This is a genomic window from Bacillus sp. IT-79MI2 (assembly GCF_949768135.1).
Lineage (GTDB): Bacteria > Bacillota > Bacilli > Bacillales > Bacillaceae_G > Bacillus_A > Bacillus_A pseudomycoides.
Map to the genome: position 1 here is coordinate 158247 of NZ_CATKPV010000095.1, position 15286 is coordinate 173532.

Annotated in this window: 14 protein-coding genes and 2 tRNA genes; 12 read left to right on the forward strand and 4 right to left on the reverse strand. The window is 36.3% G+C overall.

Translation table 11 applies throughout. From position 1 onward, the window contains the following. Together ACM6HU_RS23800 and ACM6HU_RS23805 are read left to right on the forward strand one after the other, a co-directional pair. Positions 1–3087: a glycoside hydrolase family 2 TIM barrel-domain containing protein gene (locus ACM6HU_RS23800; protein WP_088093817.1), complete on the forward strand. Its 3087-nt coding sequence runs from the start codon at positions 1–3 to the stop codon at positions 3085–3087. Between the two features lie 50 nt (positions 3088–3137). Continuing rightward, positions 3138–4859, forward strand: coding sequence for an amylo-alpha-1,6-glucosidase (locus ACM6HU_RS23805; RefSeq protein WP_016116514.1), 1722 nt, complete (start codon positions 3138–3140; stop codon positions 4857–4859). A gap of 32 nt (positions 4860–4891) precedes the next feature. Here the strand turns inward: ACM6HU_RS23805 and ACM6HU_RS23810 are convergent, their stop codons facing one another. The 3 genes from ACM6HU_RS23810 to ACM6HU_RS23820 all read right to left on the reverse strand — a co-directional run bounded on the left by ACM6HU_RS23810 (position 4892) and on the right by ACM6HU_RS23820 (position 7712). Further along, on the reverse strand, positions 4892–5077 hold the full coding sequence (locus ACM6HU_RS23810) for a PspC domain-containing protein (protein WP_016116513.1): 186 nt from the start codon (positions 5075–5077) through the stop codon (positions 4892–4894). A 203-nt stretch (positions 5078–5280) separates the two neighbouring features. Then, a complete protein-coding gene (locus ACM6HU_RS23815) occupies positions 5281–7104 on the reverse strand; it encodes an APC family permease (protein ID WP_016116512.1) in 1824 nt (607 codons plus the stop codon). 458 nt (positions 7105–7562) lie between these two features. Beyond that, positions 7563–7712 (reverse strand): hypothetical protein, encoded by a 150-nt coding sequence (locus ACM6HU_RS23820; RefSeq protein WP_154214644.1) that lies wholly within the window; start codon positions 7710–7712, stop codon positions 7563–7565. A 167-nt stretch (positions 7713–7879) separates the two neighbouring features. Between ACM6HU_RS23820 and gerE the strand changes: the two genes are divergently transcribed. The 8 genes from gerE (at position 7880) to ACM6HU_RS23860 (ending at position 12572) form a co-directional block, all read left to right on the forward strand. Continuing rightward, positions 7880–8104 (forward strand): spore germination transcription factor GerE, encoded by a 225-nt coding sequence (gene gerE / locus ACM6HU_RS23825; RefSeq protein ID WP_000659494.1) that lies wholly within the window; start codon positions 7880–7882, stop codon positions 8102–8104. A gap of 190 nt (positions 8105–8294) precedes the next feature. Beyond that, entirely contained in the window at positions 8295–9110 is an 816-nt protein-coding gene (gene racE, locus ACM6HU_RS23830) for a glutamate racemase (protein WP_139350037.1), read from the forward strand. Positions 9111–9261: 151 nt separating this feature from the next. Then, positions 9262–10308 (forward strand): GerMN domain-containing protein, encoded by a 1047-nt coding sequence (locus ACM6HU_RS23835; protein WP_077294904.1) that lies wholly within the window; start codon positions 9262–9264, stop codon positions 10306–10308. Between the two features lie 136 nt (positions 10309–10444). Further along, positions 10445–11182: a ribonuclease PH gene (gene rph / locus ACM6HU_RS23840; RefSeq protein WP_016116509.1), complete on the forward strand. Its 738-nt coding sequence runs from the start codon at positions 10445–10447 to the stop codon at positions 11180–11182. A gap of 11 nt (positions 11183–11193) precedes the next feature. Then, positions 11194–11802 (forward strand): XTP/dITP diphosphatase, encoded by a 609-nt coding sequence (locus tag ACM6HU_RS23845; RefSeq protein ID WP_016132081.1) that lies wholly within the window; start codon positions 11194–11196, stop codon positions 11800–11802. Positions 11803–11815: 13 nt separating this feature from the next. Then, positions 11816–12322, forward strand: coding sequence for a metallophosphoesterase (locus ACM6HU_RS23850; RefSeq protein WP_016116507.1), 507 nt, complete (start codon positions 11816–11818; stop codon positions 12320–12322). A 101-nt stretch (positions 12323–12423) separates the two neighbouring features. Further along, positions 12424–12497 (forward strand) — tRNA-Gly (locus ACM6HU_RS23855). A 1-nt stretch (position 12498) separates the two neighbouring features. Further along, positions 12499–12572: transfer RNA gene (locus ACM6HU_RS23860), tRNA-Arg, on the forward strand. A gap of 52 nt (positions 12573–12624) precedes the next feature. Here the strand turns inward: ACM6HU_RS23860 and ACM6HU_RS23865 are convergent. Next, positions 12625–13239 carry a PH domain-containing protein gene (locus ACM6HU_RS23865; protein ID WP_016132079.1) on the reverse strand — a complete coding sequence of 205 codons (615 nt, stop codon included), beginning with the start codon at positions 13237–13239 and terminating at the stop codon, positions 12625–12627. Between the two features lie 524 nt (positions 13240–13763). Here ACM6HU_RS23865 and ACM6HU_RS23870 point away from each other — a divergent pair. Together ACM6HU_RS23870 and ACM6HU_RS23875 are read left to right on the forward strand one after the other, a co-directional pair. Beyond that, the gene (locus ACM6HU_RS23870; protein ID WP_016116504.1) at positions 13764–14012 is read left to right on the forward strand and encodes a hypothetical protein; all 249 of its coding nucleotides are present in this window, start codon (positions 13764–13766) and stop codon (positions 14010–14012) included. A 198-nt stretch (positions 14013–14210) separates the two neighbouring features. Beyond that, positions 14211–15209, forward strand: coding sequence for a hypothetical protein (locus ACM6HU_RS23875; protein ID WP_016132078.1), 999 nt, complete (start codon positions 14211–14213; stop codon positions 15207–15209). The last annotated feature ends 77 nt before the right edge of the window (positions 15210–15286 follow it).

Genomic DNA, 15286 nt, shown 5'->3' on the forward strand with positions numbered 1-15286 from the left:
ATGGGACATAACATGTTAGAGGACTTAGAAAATGTTCAAGTAACAGGGCGGAATCGCATGGAGGGAAGAGCACATTTTATTCCCTTTCAAACTGAACAAGCGGCTCTATCTTTTACGCGTGAAAGCTCTTCTTATTACAAATTGCTGAATGGAATGTGGAAGTTTTTGTACTTAGAATCCCCAAAGCAACTTCCAGAGAATTTTTTCATAAGTGAATTTGATTGTAGTGAATGGGATACGATTCATGTACCTGGGCATTGGCAATTGCAAGGATACGGAAAGCCGCATTATACCGATTTATATTATCCGTTTCCGGTTCAGCCACCCCATGTTCCATTTGAAAATCAAGTGGGTTGTTATAAAAATGAATTTTATATACCAGAAAGTTGGAACGGAGGATGTATTCGTATTCGATTTGAAGGTGTGGATAGTGCCTTTCATTTATGGATAAATGGAGAAGAAGTGGGATATAGCCAGGGAAGTCGTTTGACGGCAGAGTTTGATATTACATCGTTTGTTCATGCCGGAAAGAATACGATGACAGTATGTGTGTATAGATGGTGTGATGGATCTTATATAGAAGATCAAGATATGTGGTGGTTAAGTGGTATTTTTCGTGATGTATACATTGTGCATGAACCTGCTGTACATATTTATGATATGACGTTATGTACAACGCTTGATGAAAATTATGAAAATGGTGTATTACAACTAAGTACAAAGATTTGCAACGAACAATTACTGAATAAAAATTATGTACTAGAGTATAAGTTTTGTAATAAGAATGGGGAAGTATTAGATCAACATACATCGTATTTGGACTTACAGGGGAAAAGGGTTATAGATGATACACATTCGTTTTTTGTCAAAAATCCGCAGAAATGGTCCGCAGAAGACCCGTATTTGTATATTGTATTGTTCACGATTCGAAACGAAAATGGTGAAGTTGTAGAAGTGATTTCACAGAAGATCGGTTTCCGTATGATTGAGATGAAGGATAGAAATCTTCTTGTCAATGGTATTCCCATTATATTTAAAGGGGTGAATCGTCACGATCACCACCCGGATACAGGGAGATATGTCACATATGGAACAATGAAACAAGATGTAATGCTTATGAAACAGCATAATATTAATGCGGTGCGAACAGCACATTATCCGAATGATCCACGTTTTTATGATCTATGCGATGAGTATGGTTTATATGTAATTGATGAGGCTGATTTGGAATGCCATGGATTTGAGTTAATTGGTAATGCAAACGTATTAAGTGATGATCCTGAATGGGAAAATGCTTATGTAGATCGTGTGGAACGTATGGTACGTCGAGATCGTAATCATTCTTCAATTATTATGTGGTCACTCGGAAATGAATCTGGGTTCGGTTGTAATTTTATTGCAATGGCGAATAAGTGTAGGGAATTGGACCAATCAAGAATCATTCATTACGAAGGGGATCGAGAAACGAAAGTCGCTGATATTTTTAGTACAATGTATTCTTCAGTCGAAAAGATTATTGGTTATGCAGAAGAAGAAAAGTGGGAAAAACCTCATATTTTATGTGAGTATGCTCATGCGATGGGAAATGGACCAGGCGGATTAAAAGAATATTGGGAAGCGATTTATAGTCATAAAAGATTACAAGGTGGCTTTGTTTGGGAATGGATCGATCATGGATTACGTCAAGTGAATGAAAATGGAGAAGAGTACTTTGCATATGGAGGTAACTTTGGAGATACTCCGCATAATAGTAATTTCTGCATTGATGGACTACTCTTGCCAGATCGAACGCCATCGCCAGCTTTGTTGCAATATAAGAAAATAATTGAACCTATTAAAGTAGGAGAGATAGACATACGAAGTGGTAGGATTTCGATACAAAATATATATGATTTTCGCTCATTGAAAGGCTATCGTGTGCAGTGGACTGTCAAAAAAGAAGGAAAAGTAATTGCGAGTGATTCTATAGATGCCCCGCCTTTGTTACCGAAAGAGAGTTGTGAGATTCAGTTGCTTTTTAAAGATGAAATAGCCCTTCATACAGAGAAGGATTGCTATGTAACAGTATCGATTGTATTAGGAGCAGATACAAATTGGGGAGTAGCAGGACATGAAATAGCTTGGGAACAATTTTGTATTCCAGCTCTAAAAAAGATAAGAAGAAAAAGAGATTCGAAGTTATATGAGCCAGTAACTTTACATGAAACAAAGGAGGAAATTCGTGTTGCTGGTGAAAGTTTTGCTATTTCTTTTCACCCTGTAACAGGGCGTATAAAAGACTGGACCTTTAAAGGACAATCACTTATGGAAGAAGGGCCTGAATTAAATATTTGGCGGGCAACAATTGATAATGATATGTATGTAGTTGAAAAATGGAAAGAACAATATGTACACCTTGTGAAACATGACGTAGCGAGTATAGAAGCTGTACAACTTGAAAATGGAAATGTTGAAGTTGTTGTGAAAGGATTTATTTCCCCGCTTGTTGTGAACTGGAAAATTACTTTTACTTATACGTATGAAATTGAAAGAAGCGGAGCTATGAAAATAGAGACAAAGTTGAATCCAAGCGGTACTTTACCAGAGATGTTTCCGCGAATTGGGCTCGAAATGCGTCTGCCAAAACAATATCAAAATGTAAGTTGGTTTGGACGTGGACCAGGAGAATCATATGTGGATAGTAAAGAAGCGAACAAAATAGATTTGTATGAAATGACTGTAAAAGATTTATTTTTCCCGTATGTTTTTCCGCAAGAGACGGGAAATCGAACAGATGTAAAGTGGGTTTCGTTATATGATCAATATCATGTTGGATTTGTTGCGCATAGTACGCAAGATTTTAATTTTAGCGCCTTGCCTTACACGACAGAAGATTTAGAGAAAGCAGAGCGTTTATATGAACTACAAGAAAGGGAGTTTGTTACATTCCATCTAGATTATAAGCAAAATGGTTTAGGAAGCGCGAGTTGTGGGCCGGCTCAGCTTCCGGAGTATCAGTTGAAGCCGGAGCCGTGCCAGTTTGAAGTGTACATTGTTCCTTTTAATTGGGATCATAAACGAGCTTTTGAGATCGTAAAAGAATCTTAAATTACAAGAGAGCCCTTCTATTGCTAGGGCTCTTTCCTAGGGGGATATAAATGTTTGATTTACAACAAGTTCCATTTAGTCGGTACGGTTCTTTTTTAGTTATTTCTTTAAACTATGATAACGGATTACTGATTCGAAACATTCGCGGTGGTGACGACGATTTTGGTGAAGTGTTTAAAATAGAGGTATTAAATCGGAAAGGAGAGGTTTTACCATGTGAAACAAAGATGTCGCCATCTTTACTAACGCTCCAAACTGTAGAAGGTGATGTGAAGATTTGTTTCTCTCATTCTGATACAATTCGTTTTTATTCGGATCGATTGCAGCTACGTTTTATTGGGATTACAAGTTCGTATGATTACTGTATTCCAAGTGCACAAGGTGGGTGGGAAATTAATAGCTTTTCAAAAGAAATGAGATTTCATTTATCTGCTATAGAAGGGGTTATGCATATGGATGCCCCGTTTGAAGAACTTCGTTGTAAACATATTATTGTTGATATTTATGCGCAAGATGAAGAATCAGGGATTGATGTGGAACTAACGGAATACAAAACAGTATTGCAGAAGCCGAAGGAGACAAAGACATTCGCGGAGACGGTGGATGCTGCTGAAGCGGATTTTGTAAATTGGTTACGTCATACATTGGCTGTCCCGAAAGACTTATTAAAAGGAAGAGAGTTAGCGGCTTATATTACATGGTCTTGTATGGTAGAAGCGGAAGGGTATTTACCGAGAAAAGCGATGTATATGTCAAAAAACTGGATGACAAATATATGGAGTTGGGATCATTGTTTTAATGCGATGGCATTAGCGATGCATCAGCCGACAGTAGCGTGGGATCAATTTATGATTTTCTTTGATAAGCAAGATGAGTGCGGTGTATTACCGGATTATATTAACGATAACAGTGGGCTATGGAATTGCTGTAAACCACCTATTCATGGGTGGACGCTGAAATGGATGATGGAACATACAGATTTTATAACAGAAGAGCATTTACAAGAAGTGTATGAACCGTTATGCAAATGGACGGATTGGTGGTTTACATATCGAGATGATGATGGGGATGGGGTTCCTCAATATAATCATGGGAATGATAGCGGTTGGGATAATAGTACGATTTTTCACCGTGGTGCCCCTATTGAGAGTCCGGACTTAAGCTCATTTCTTATTTTACAAATGGAGGTATTAGCGGAGGTCGCAGAGAAGCTTGGATTTGAAGAAGAAGCAAAGCGATGGGAAGCGCGAGCAAATACAACGCTCAATCGTATGATTCAACATTGTTGGAGAGAAAAGCGTTTTATTGCCCCGCAATCTGGGAATCATTCATATGAAGTATCAGATAGTCTTGTGTTATATATTCCTCTCATTTTAGGAAAAAGGTTACCTGAAGAAATCATTGAAAGTTTACTTGCAGAATTGAAAAAAGAAAATCACTTTTTGACAAAGTATGGTTTTGCAACAGAGAGTATAAGGAGTCCATATTATCGTGATGATGGATATTGGCGCGGACCAATTTGGGCACCGACAACATTTATTATGACTGAGGCTTTACAAGCAGTTGGCAAAAATGAATTTGCAAAGGATATTGCTGTTCGTTTTTGTAGGATGGCAAATAAAAGTGGGATGGCTGAAAATTTTCATGCACAAACCGGGCAAGGATTGCGTGATTTAGCGTTTACATGGACTTCTAGTGTGTTTCTTATTTTAGCAAATAAGTATTTGTTAACACAAAAAGAAAGTATGCTCTATCAAAAAGTGACAAGATGAAAGAAAGGCACCGATTGGGCACCGGTGCCTTTTTAGTAAGAACGTGGCATAAGCAACAAACAAACAAGGTAGGCTAAAAAGCCTGTTCCGAAGCATAGAATCGCAATAACCCAAAGTATGCGAATCATACTAACGCTTATATCAAAATATTCTCCTAAACCACCGCATACACCAAATAAAACTTTATCAGTTTCAGATCTACGTAACTTTTTTTCCATTATAAACCCCTCTCCTTTTTAATCACCATTTTGTTTCTTTTATGTATTGGTGATTCTTTATACTTTTATCTTACATGGAAAAGAATATGTAAACTATCGAATTATATTACATTTTTCTGAAAGAAGATTACAGTTTTGTAAGGCAGTTGTACACATAAAAGAAAGGAGAGAATAGCCTCCTTTCTTTTACGTATATATTGCTTTTATTTTCGGAAACGATAAGGAACTGTTGTGACTATAACATTTTTCTTATATAGAAGATAGACACGTAGTAATACACTCGATTGGTTGTGTAAAAAGTTATGCCAGTTCTTTTTTGTAATAAATTGCGGAATTAAAACGGTAACGAAACGATTTTTTTCTTGCGCCTTATGCTGAATAATTGTAATTAATTTTGCGATAGGACGCATTAAGCTTCGGTAAGATGAGATAAAGGTAACGAGACGAATATTCGGTTGCCATTCTTTCCATTTTTCCTGCATACGTAGTTCACTTTCTTTATCAAAAGCTACATACACAGCGATAACTTGATCGCTAATTGTTTCTGCGTAATTGATGGATTGTTCGACTACTTTTGTAATGCCAGCGATGGGAACGATTACGATGTTACCAGTTACTTTTTCAGGAATTTCATTAAAATTGATGCGCAACTGTTCTCCTACTGCAACATAGTGATTGTGGATGCGATGAAAGATGAAAACAATGATAGGTAGAAAGATGAGAATGGACCATACTTGTGCAAATTTTGTAATAAAGAAAATGAGAAGCACAGTTAATGAAATAAGAGCGCCTAATAAGTTCGTTAGTAACTTTGGCAGCCATCCTTGTGGTTTTTCTCGTAACCATTTTATAATCATCCCTGTTTGTGACAATGTAAAAGGAATGAATACCCCGACAGCATATAACGGGATTAATTGCTCGGTTTTACCTTGGAATGCAATGATTAAAAGGATAGAACCAATACCTAACGTAATGATCCCATTTGAATACCCTAAGCGATCTCCACGCATTAAATACATACGCGGCATATATTTATCTGATGCTAAATTAAATGCTAAAAGTGGAAATGCTGAAAAACCTGTGTTTGCAGCTAGTACTAAAATAAGAGCAGTTGTTCCTTGAATAAAGTAGTATACAAAATTCCTTCCAAATATATTTGAAGCGATTTGAGACACAACAGTGTCATTATGTTTTGGTGCGATTCCATACCAATAGGCTAAAAATGTAATACCCGTAAATAAAATAGCAAGAATCGTCCCCATGATAACTAATGTTTTTGCAGCATTTTTCGCAGCGGGTTCTTTAAAATTTGGAATTGCATTGGAAATTGCTTCTACCCCTGTTAAAGCGGAACAACCGGATGAAAATGCCTTCAACAAGAAGAAGAGTGTAATGCCAGGCACGACAGTTCCAATTGGTGTATGTAAATTTGCTGGAGCTTGTCCGAAAATGATTTTAAAAACACCAGCGATAATTAAAACGACAAGCGCAAAAGCGAAGAGATAGACAGGATAAGCTAAAATTGATGCTGACTCCGTTACGCCTCGTAGGTTCAAAATTGTAATAAATAAAACAAGTATGATCGCGATGGGAACGGTGTATGTGTGCAGAGTTGGAAAAGCCGATGTAATAGCATCGGTTCCAGCTGAAACACTTACAGCTACAGTAAGGATATAATCAACAAGTAGCGATCCTCCTGCAATAAGTCCAGCATTTGTACCTAAATTTTTTTTAGAAACAACATAAGCACCTCCGCCGTGCGGATAAGAAAAAATGATTTGCCGGTATGATAAAATGAGCGCTGTTAATAAGATTAAAACGCCAATTGCAATCGGGATGGAATACCAAAAAGCAATCGCTCCAAATGCAGCAAGAACAATTAAAATTTGTTCTGTTCCGTAAGCGACAGAAGAAAGTGCGTCAGAAGAAAGGATTGCGAGTGCCTTTAGTTTATTTAATTTTTGTTCTCCTAGTGCTGTTGATTTAAGTGGTCTACCGATTAACAATCGCTTGAAGGTCGAAAACATAATGACACCACCAATACTTAAAATTTTGTGTTCAAAACGGATTGCTATGAATCCATACATTCCTATTTGGTAGTATTCGCGGCTTTTCGGTGAATCTTTCTGAAAAGAAAGAGGTAATAAATGGAGTAAGATAATTTAGGGAGAGAACGGGAACTATATTTCAATCCGTTGTACTTCAATCTCTTTCTTTTGTTGTTCAATATGTTTGTGGGAACAATTCTTAGTATACGCGGCTGTGCCGCTTACTACTTATATATGTAAAATTTGGGGCAAGTGCATTGGATGGGTTTCTCTATATTATTTGTCTTTACCGTTACAAATTGTAATCCCTATTTTGTTGTTAGTTAATATATGGATTAAGAAAAAATAAACACAATGTAGTATTTTTTACATTGTGTTTATTTTCGTTTTGTTTGAAGTGATTTTGAAATGAAGAGGGGCAAAAAGAAGATGAGGAATCATATATAATCTTCCGTCACCATTTTATATTTTAATTTAGTAAATGAACTTAATGTATGGAAAATACTTAAACCTTGTAATATGTCCATTGAAATGACGATGCCCATTGTAAATAATAGCAGGACAATAGAGATAAATATAAGTTTCATTTAATCACCATGTTTTTCAGTTGTTTGTGTATCGACTGTAAATAACGTATGTAATTTCGCCTATTTTCATTCACCACCTGCACATTTCGTTCATACAATATCTTGACTAAATAAACACCCAACTTACACATGTACAGCTCTGGCTTAAGCAAGGAGGGTTATACCAGTTGAAGGAAAAAGCATATCAATCTAAACCGTTACTCACAAAGAGAGAGAGAGAAGTATTTGAATTACTGGTTCAAGATAAAACGACGAAAGAAATTGCAAGTGAACTTTTTATTAGTGAAAAGACCGTGCGCAACCATATATCAAATGCAATGCAAAAGCTAGGGGTTAAAGGGCGTTCGCAAGCGGTTGTTGAGCTTCTTCGTATGGGGGAACTCGAATTATAATGGGTGAGCCGACTTTTTTATAGAAGGTCGGCTGTTTTTCTGTCTTGCAAATTACGAAGAAAAGGAGCAAAATAAAAAAGTCCTGGTCTATACAGGTACATATTTGGAAATCTATTAACAGGTATATTTTGGATCTATAAAGATCTAAAGTATGTAAGATATAATGATATGCAAAAAAATAAGATGATGAATGAGAAAACGGGTGATTATGTTGAATAGAGCAATTGGTGTCATTGATTCGGGAGTAGGGGGATTAACGGTAGCGAAAGAGTTAATTCGTCAGCTGCCAAAAGAGCGTATTATATATTTAGGAGATACAGCACGTTGTCCTTATGGCCCGCGTTCTCGCGAGGAAGTGCGTCAATTCACATGGGAAATGACAGAGTATTTATTAGCACTTGATATTAAAATGCTAGTTATTGCTTGTAATACTGCAACTGCGGTTGTACTTGAAGAGATGCAAAAACAATTAAAAATTCCAGTAGTGGGTGTGATTCATCCTGGTTCGCGTACAGCTTTAAAAGTAACGAATATGTACCATGTTGGTATTATTGGAACAATTGGAACGGTGAAAAGTGGTGCGTATGAAGATGCGTTAAAGTCCATTAATAACCGCGTTATGGTAGAAAGCTTAGCGTGTCCGCCATTTGTTGAACTTGTTGAAAGTGGAAACTTTGAGAGTGAGATGGCGTATGAGGTTGTTAGAGAAACGTTGCAACCACTGAAAAATACTGAAATCGATACGCTGATTTTAGGATGTACACATTATCCGATTCTAGGCCCGGTTATTAAGCGGGTAATGGGAGATAAGGTGCAGTTAATTAGTTCTGGAGATGAAACAGCTCGTGAAGTAAGTACGATACTATATCATAGTAAAATGTTAAATGAAGGGGAAGAACAAAGCGACCATCTCTTCTTAACCACAGGAAAAATAGATTTATTCAAAGAAATTGCTTCTAAATGGTTTGGACAGCCCATTGAAAATGTAAAACATATTAATTTGTAAACAAGTTAATAATAGATTTGTATAAAAAACTTCTGAGAAATCAGGAGTTTTTTTGTTTAGTAAATTGTAAGATAAGTTGTCATTGCTTGTTCTAAAATGATAAACAGCTCGTATACATATAGTACAAACTTAGATTTTAGGGGGAAATGGTATGCCTAAATCCACTTTTAAATGGCTTGTTTGTGTTACAGTAAGCTTAGCTTTATTATCAGGATGCGGTTTGTTAAATCAGGAGAAAGAAACGGAACAAATTGATCCACCGAAAAAAGTTACGTATACAGATGGTGAGAAGAAAGAGACTGCTACAAAAGAAAAACAAGGGCAAACGAAGAAATATGATTTATACCTCGTTGATAAAAATGGTTATGTTGTACCGCAAACATTTGATTTACCTGCGCCCAAAGGGAATGCAGTTGTGAAGCAAACATTGGAATATCTTGTGAAGGATGGTCCTGTAACAAATATGTTGCCAAATGGATTTCAAGCGGTTCTTCCAGCGAATACAACGCTGTCAGTTGATGTGAAAACAGATGGGACAGCAGTTGTTGATTTCTCAAAGGAAATAAAAAATTATAAAAAAGAAGAAGAGCGTCAAATCGTGGAATCTGTAGCATGGACATTGACGCAATTTAAAGAAATTAAGCAAGTCAAATTCCAGATGAACGGTAAAAATTTAGAAACGATGCCGGTTGCTGGTACACCGATTGGTGAAGGGGTTAGCCGTGCGGATGGAATTAACTTTGATGATGAGCAAGTGGCGGATGTAACGAATACGAAGCCGGTTACACTTTATTTCCTAGCGCGAAATAATAAAAAACAGTACTATGTGCCAGTAACACGCCGCGTGGCAGAAGGAAAGGAACATGAAGTAGCAACGGTTGTGAATGAGCTTGTTAAAGGACCGTCGGGTTCAGCTTTACTTAATGATTTTAATCCAGATGTAAAGCTCGTTAGTGAACCGAAAGTGCAAGATGGAAAGGTTACATTGAATTTCAATGAAAATATATATGTGGACAAAGGAAAAAGTATGATTTCAAATTATGTACTGCAATCACTCGTTCTATCTTTAACGGAAAAACAAGGTGTGAAAAATGTTTCTGTTGAAGTAAATGGAAAAGCAAATCTTGTTAACGAGAAGGGTGAGAAATTAACAAAACCTGTTGATCGTCCGCAAAACGTGAATACAGGTAGTTTTTAATCGTAAATAATTTGATATACTTATGTAGAAAAGGGGAATTTCTTTTTGAGTTCCCCTTCTTCTGTTGATATACATAATCATAAATTTAAAACGGGCTATACTAACAAGTAGCAGTTACTAGGTAGGGGGTTATTTTATGCGAGTAGATGGTAGACAAGCGGCAGAACTGCGCGATATACATCTTCATACAAATTATTTAAAACATCCAGAAGGGTCTGTACTAATTGAAGTTGGAGATACGAAGGTTATTTGTTCGGCAACGATTGAAGAACGTGTGCCACCATTTATGAGAGGCGAAGGAAAAGGGTGGGTAACAGCTGAATACGCCATGATTCCACGCGCAACAGAACAACGTACAATTCGTGAGTCCAGTAAAGGGAAAGTAACTGGTCGCACAATGGAAATTCAACGTTTAATTGGACGAGCATTACGTGCGGTTGTTGATTTGGAAGCACTTGGGGAAAGAACGGTTTGGATTGATTGTGATGTAATCCAGGCAGATGGAGGAACACGAACAGCGTCTATTACGGGTGCTTATGTTGCGATGGTGTTAGCATTTGAAAAGTTATTACAAGCAGAAAAAATATCTAAAATTCCAGTAAAAGATTATTTAGCTGCAACATCCGTTGGAATTGTTGAAGACCAAGGTGTAGTTTTAGATTTAAACTATGCAGAAGATTCTCAAGCTGATGTTGATATGAACGTTATTATGACGGGGAAAGGCCATTTTGTTGAAGTGCAAGGAACTGGAGAAGAAGCAACATTTAGCCGTGCGGAGTTAAATGAATTACTTGATGCAGCTGAAAATGGGATTTTACAACTCATTGAAAAACAAAAAGAAGCATTAGGTGACATCGTATCTCATATAGAGTAGAGGTGGGAAATATGAAACATGTTGTTGTAGCAACGAAAAATATAGGGAAAGTACGTGAATTTGCCGAGCTATTTGAGAGATTTGACTTAGAAATAAAATCTCTTCATGACTTCCCTCATATTGAAGAAGTCGAGGAAACTGGTGAAACATTTGAAGAAAATGCACTTTTGAAAGCGGACAGTTTATGTAAACAGTTAAATTCAATTGTTATTGCGGATGATTCAGGGTTAATTGTTGATGCGTTGAATGGAAATCCTGGTGTGCGCTCTGCTCGCTATGCTGGTGAGCAAAAAGATGATCAGGCAAATATCGATAAAGTTTTAACAGAATTAGATGGCATTTCGATGGAAAAGCGTACAGCGCGTTTTTATTGTGCGTTAGCGGTTGCTTTTCCAGAAGAAAATAAAGAGTCGGTTATTGTAAATGGAACGTGCGAAGGGAAAATTCTAGAGCAACGTCGTGGTGAAAATGGTTTCGGATACGATCCAATCTTTTATGTAGAAGAATACAAACGAGCGATGGCAGAGTTAACTTCAGATGAGAAAAATGAAATCAGTCACCGCGGGCGTGCTCTTCGTAAGTTAGAAGAAAAAATTTCAGCGTGGTTTTTAGAAGAATAAGGGAGAGAGACCGATGAGAGCTTTAATTGTAAGCGATAGTCACGGTTCTACGAAAGAATTACAGCAATTAAAAGATACATATGAGGGAAATGTAGATGTTATGATTCATTGCGGTGATTCAGAACTAGCACCAGATCATCCAGATTTACGAGGGTTCCAAGTAGTAAAAGGAAATTGCGATCTTTATCATAGTTTTGAAGAAGAAATCATTACCGATGTAGATGAAATACGCTTTTTTGCTACACACGGTCATCGATACAATATTAAAATGACTTTGCAAACACTTTTATATCGTGCAAAAGAAGTGGAGGCGAATATTGTATGTTTTGGACATTCTCATATGTTGGGAGCGGAATTTATTGATGGTATTTTATTCATCAATCCAGGAAGCATTTTACTGCCACGTTCCCGTAAAGAAAAAACATTTACTTTGTTAGAAGTAAATGAAAAGGACATTGAAATTCGATTTGAAACATTAGCTGGAAAAGTTGTCGCACATAAAACTTTTCAAAGAGGATAAGAAAAATTATCCTCTTTGAAAAAAGGTGTTGACTTTATCTGCGTGTGCAAATATAATAAAACTTGTCGATAAGACATCAGGCGGAAATGAAAACAAAATATGCGGGTGTAGTTTAGTGGTAAAACAAGAGCCTTCCAAGCTCTGGTCGAGAGTTCGATTCTCTTCACCCGCTCCATGTCCCAGTAGCTCAGCAGGATAGAGCAACGGCCTTCTAAGCCGTCGGTCGGGAGTTCGAATCTCTCCTGGGACGCTAAAAAAACCTTGTTATCTTTTGATAGCAAGGTTTTTTATTTATTTTAGCATTAGTTATTAATAAACTTTTCAAACACAAACCCATAATCTTTCACGTTATATTGCTTCTTCGTATCCACAAGCCAATTAAACGCAATTTGATTCATTTCTTTAAATTGCTCTGCTAAATTAACTTGTGCATTCGTAATACGGCTAAATGTGTTAGAAGCCATATCTAAACTTTTGTGAGCGTACTGTAATGTAATATCATTTTCATATGAAATTTCCTCAATTTTGAGAAGGGCTTTATATAAGTCTTTGAGCTCTTCAATGTGCTTTTTATGAACGTCAATTGAGTAATACTCATCCCCCATATGAAATTTAATCTCCACATCTAAATCGATTGTACCAGCAGTTTCTAGCGCTACGTTTCTAATTTGATATTTACTATAACTATAACGGCGTAATGTGCGCTTCTTACTCGTTGCACTCGTACCATCTAAGTGAATTAACCCTTTGTTTGTAAAACAATATTCATCTGATTTTGATTTAATTAGAAAATAAACTTTCTCTCCATCTTCATGCATCACATAATCATCAGCATCCACTTTATCATAATCTTTCGGTGTGATTACAGAACCTACATCGCTTAGTCCGAGAACATCAGCAGCTACTTTTTTGAACATATGGATCATTCCCCTTTAATTTCTGGATTTTGAATTGCATAAAAATATTTTAACATTTTTTAACAAGGGAATTAGGCTGTATTTAAAAATTTATAAGAAGGTGAAGGAGAGAAATATCTCGAATGTGATGTAATAAATAATTACAAAAGTGTTTCGTAAATCAATTAGTTTAAGAATAAATCCACCAAAGCTAAGAAAAGAATGTTAATTTTGCAGACGATTATAGAGAACTCCCGTAAAACCACTTTCAATTATGTTAGGTGGTTTTTCTTTTCTTTTGAAATCTTACAATTCTGTAAGGTAAGTGTAAGGAAGTTCGATGGTAACAAAATGCCAGTTCTTTATAATTAAGGTAACGAAGATGACGCGAGGAGGAAGAAAACATGAAAGGATTAGTTGTAACAGCTTTAACAGTAGCTTTCGGGTTTGTTGCATATGAGAAATTAACAGATGTAATTGAGGTTGTAAAACATTTAGTAGCATAGAGAGAATTGTTATGAGAGGGAAAGGGAATGGGTAAATGAATGGAATGGTTATTTGGAATTATAGGTGTTTGTAGTGTTATATTATTGTTATTTGTCCCTAGCGGAATACTGAGTCCTACTACAAGTTTATTTTTTATGTGTTTACTTGCCTGCATTATACTTATTATTATGTTTTTGATGAAACGAAGTAAGCCAATCTTCTTTTTTAGCATAGTTGTTGTTACAATTATTGTTCTCCAAATGATTACTCTTTTCGTATATCCTACAATTATAAAAGCTGCCCATTAATGAGGAAATCCTCTGCGTTATTTGCTGAGGATTTTTTATATGTATAAAGAGGATTTTCTGATATGATTTTTTCGTTTTAATTATAAAAGTCGAATATTTTCATATTTCAAATAAATATATTTGGAATGTTGTTTTCTTAACAGCCATTTGTTATATTTACTTTGAAGATATTTAAAATCTAAAAAAAGAGGCGGACGTATGGATAAAAAAGAAAATACGGTCGTATTGTTTCCGCAGTTGTCAGAGCGTTATATTGATCAAGGGTTTATGGCGCTGCGGGAGCGGAAGTTCGAAGATGCATTGCGCTGTTTTGAAATATTACGCCAGTATAATGGAGAAACAGAGCAAACAGAATTAGCTTCAGTTATTTGTTTATTAGAATTAAAGCGAATGGAAGAATCAAAAGACCGATGTGAGAAGTTGCTTGAAACAGGAACAGTCTTGTTTGGGGATATTCTTGAAACATACGTGACTATTTTAGTTCAAACAAATGATTATGTAGGTGTAATTGAGACTGTTGAAGAGGTTTTGCAGAAGAAAGAATTGACTGTAGAGCAAAGAGAAAAGTTAGCGCAGCTTGCCCAATTTGCGGAGAATATGCTAAATGGTGAGGAAACGACGCTAGTAGAATCAGATTTTGATCTGGAAGAATTTTCAAAAGGTCTATTTGTAGAAAATTTTGGGCAGCAGCTACAGGTAATTCATGCTCTTTTAATTAAAAATCTCGAAAAAGCTTTGCCAGCTTTACGGAAATTTCTCGTTGATAGCACGCGACATCCATATTTAAAAACTTCTATTATATACAAAATGGTAGAGAAGCGTATGGAAGAAGAAATAGAAGTAGAGAAATTTGGCGAAAGAATAATGATTATTCCAGCTCATTTGGATCATAATGATGAGTACTCGAAGAAAGTTATACATATATTATCTAATCGTTTAGAAAGTGATAATCCAAATATGTTTGAGGCGATTATTACATACTGGAGAGAAATGCAAGCTAGTATTTTCCCGTTCCCATTACTAATGGATAAAGTAGAAGTATGGGCAGCGGTTTTAGAGCGAATCGGGAGAAAGCGTTTCGGATTAATCATCGATGAAGAGGAACTTATGGCGGCGTATAATATTACCGTTGAAGAGTTTCATATTGCCTATCAATGGTTTTTACGCGTGGAGAGAGAAGGGCATTTACCTGTATAATTATGAAAAAGAATCGTTCAGTTATTGAAACGAGAATATTCTATGTTATAATGTAAGGGTTGCAAAAGGCTGAATTA

Bases quoted from the DNA above. Each gene is read 5' to 3' on its own strand.
- ACM6HU_RS23800 (WP_088093817.1), top strand. From the start codon at position 1: ATGGGACATAACATGTTAGAGGACTTAGAAAATGTTCAAGTAACAGGG.
- ACM6HU_RS23805 (WP_016116514.1), top strand. From the start codon at position 3,138: ATGTTTGATTTACAACAAGTTCCATTTAGTCGGTACGGTTCTTTTTTA.
- ACM6HU_RS23810 (WP_016116513.1), bottom strand. From the start codon at position 5,077: ATGGAAAAAAAGTTACGTAGATCTGAAACTGATAAAGTTTTATTTGGT.
- ACM6HU_RS23815 (WP_016116512.1), bottom strand. From the start codon at position 7,104: ATGTTTTCGACCTTCAAGCGATTGTTAATCGGTAGACCACTTAAATCA.
- ACM6HU_RS23820 (WP_154214644.1), bottom strand. From the start codon at position 7,712: ATGAAACTTATATTTATCTCTATTGTCCTGCTATTATTTACAATGGGC.
- racE (WP_139350037.1), top strand. From the start codon at position 8,295: ATGAGAAAACGGGTGATTATGTTGAATAGAGCAATTGGTGTCATTGAT.
- ACM6HU_RS23835 (WP_077294904.1), top strand. From the start codon at position 9,262: ATGCCTAAATCCACTTTTAAATGGCTTGTTTGTGTTACAGTAAGCTTA.
- rph (WP_016116509.1), top strand. From the start codon at position 10,445: ATGCGAGTAGATGGTAGACAAGCGGCAGAACTGCGCGATATACATCTT.
- ACM6HU_RS23845 (WP_016132081.1), top strand. From the start codon at position 11,194: ATGAAACATGTTGTTGTAGCAACGAAAAATATAGGGAAAGTACGTGAA.
- ACM6HU_RS23850 (WP_016116507.1), top strand. From the start codon at position 11,816: ATGAGAGCTTTAATTGTAAGCGATAGTCACGGTTCTACGAAAGAATTA.
- ACM6HU_RS23865 (WP_016132079.1), bottom strand. From the start codon at position 13,239: ATGTTCAAAAAAGTAGCTGCTGATGTTCTCGGACTAAGCGATGTAGGT.
- ACM6HU_RS23870 (WP_016116504.1), top strand. From the start codon at position 13,764: ATGGAATGGTTATTTGGAATTATAGGTGTTTGTAGTGTTATATTATTG.
- ACM6HU_RS23875 (WP_016132078.1), top strand. From the start codon at position 14,211: ATGGATAAAAAAGAAAATACGGTCGTATTGTTTCCGCAGTTGTCAGAG.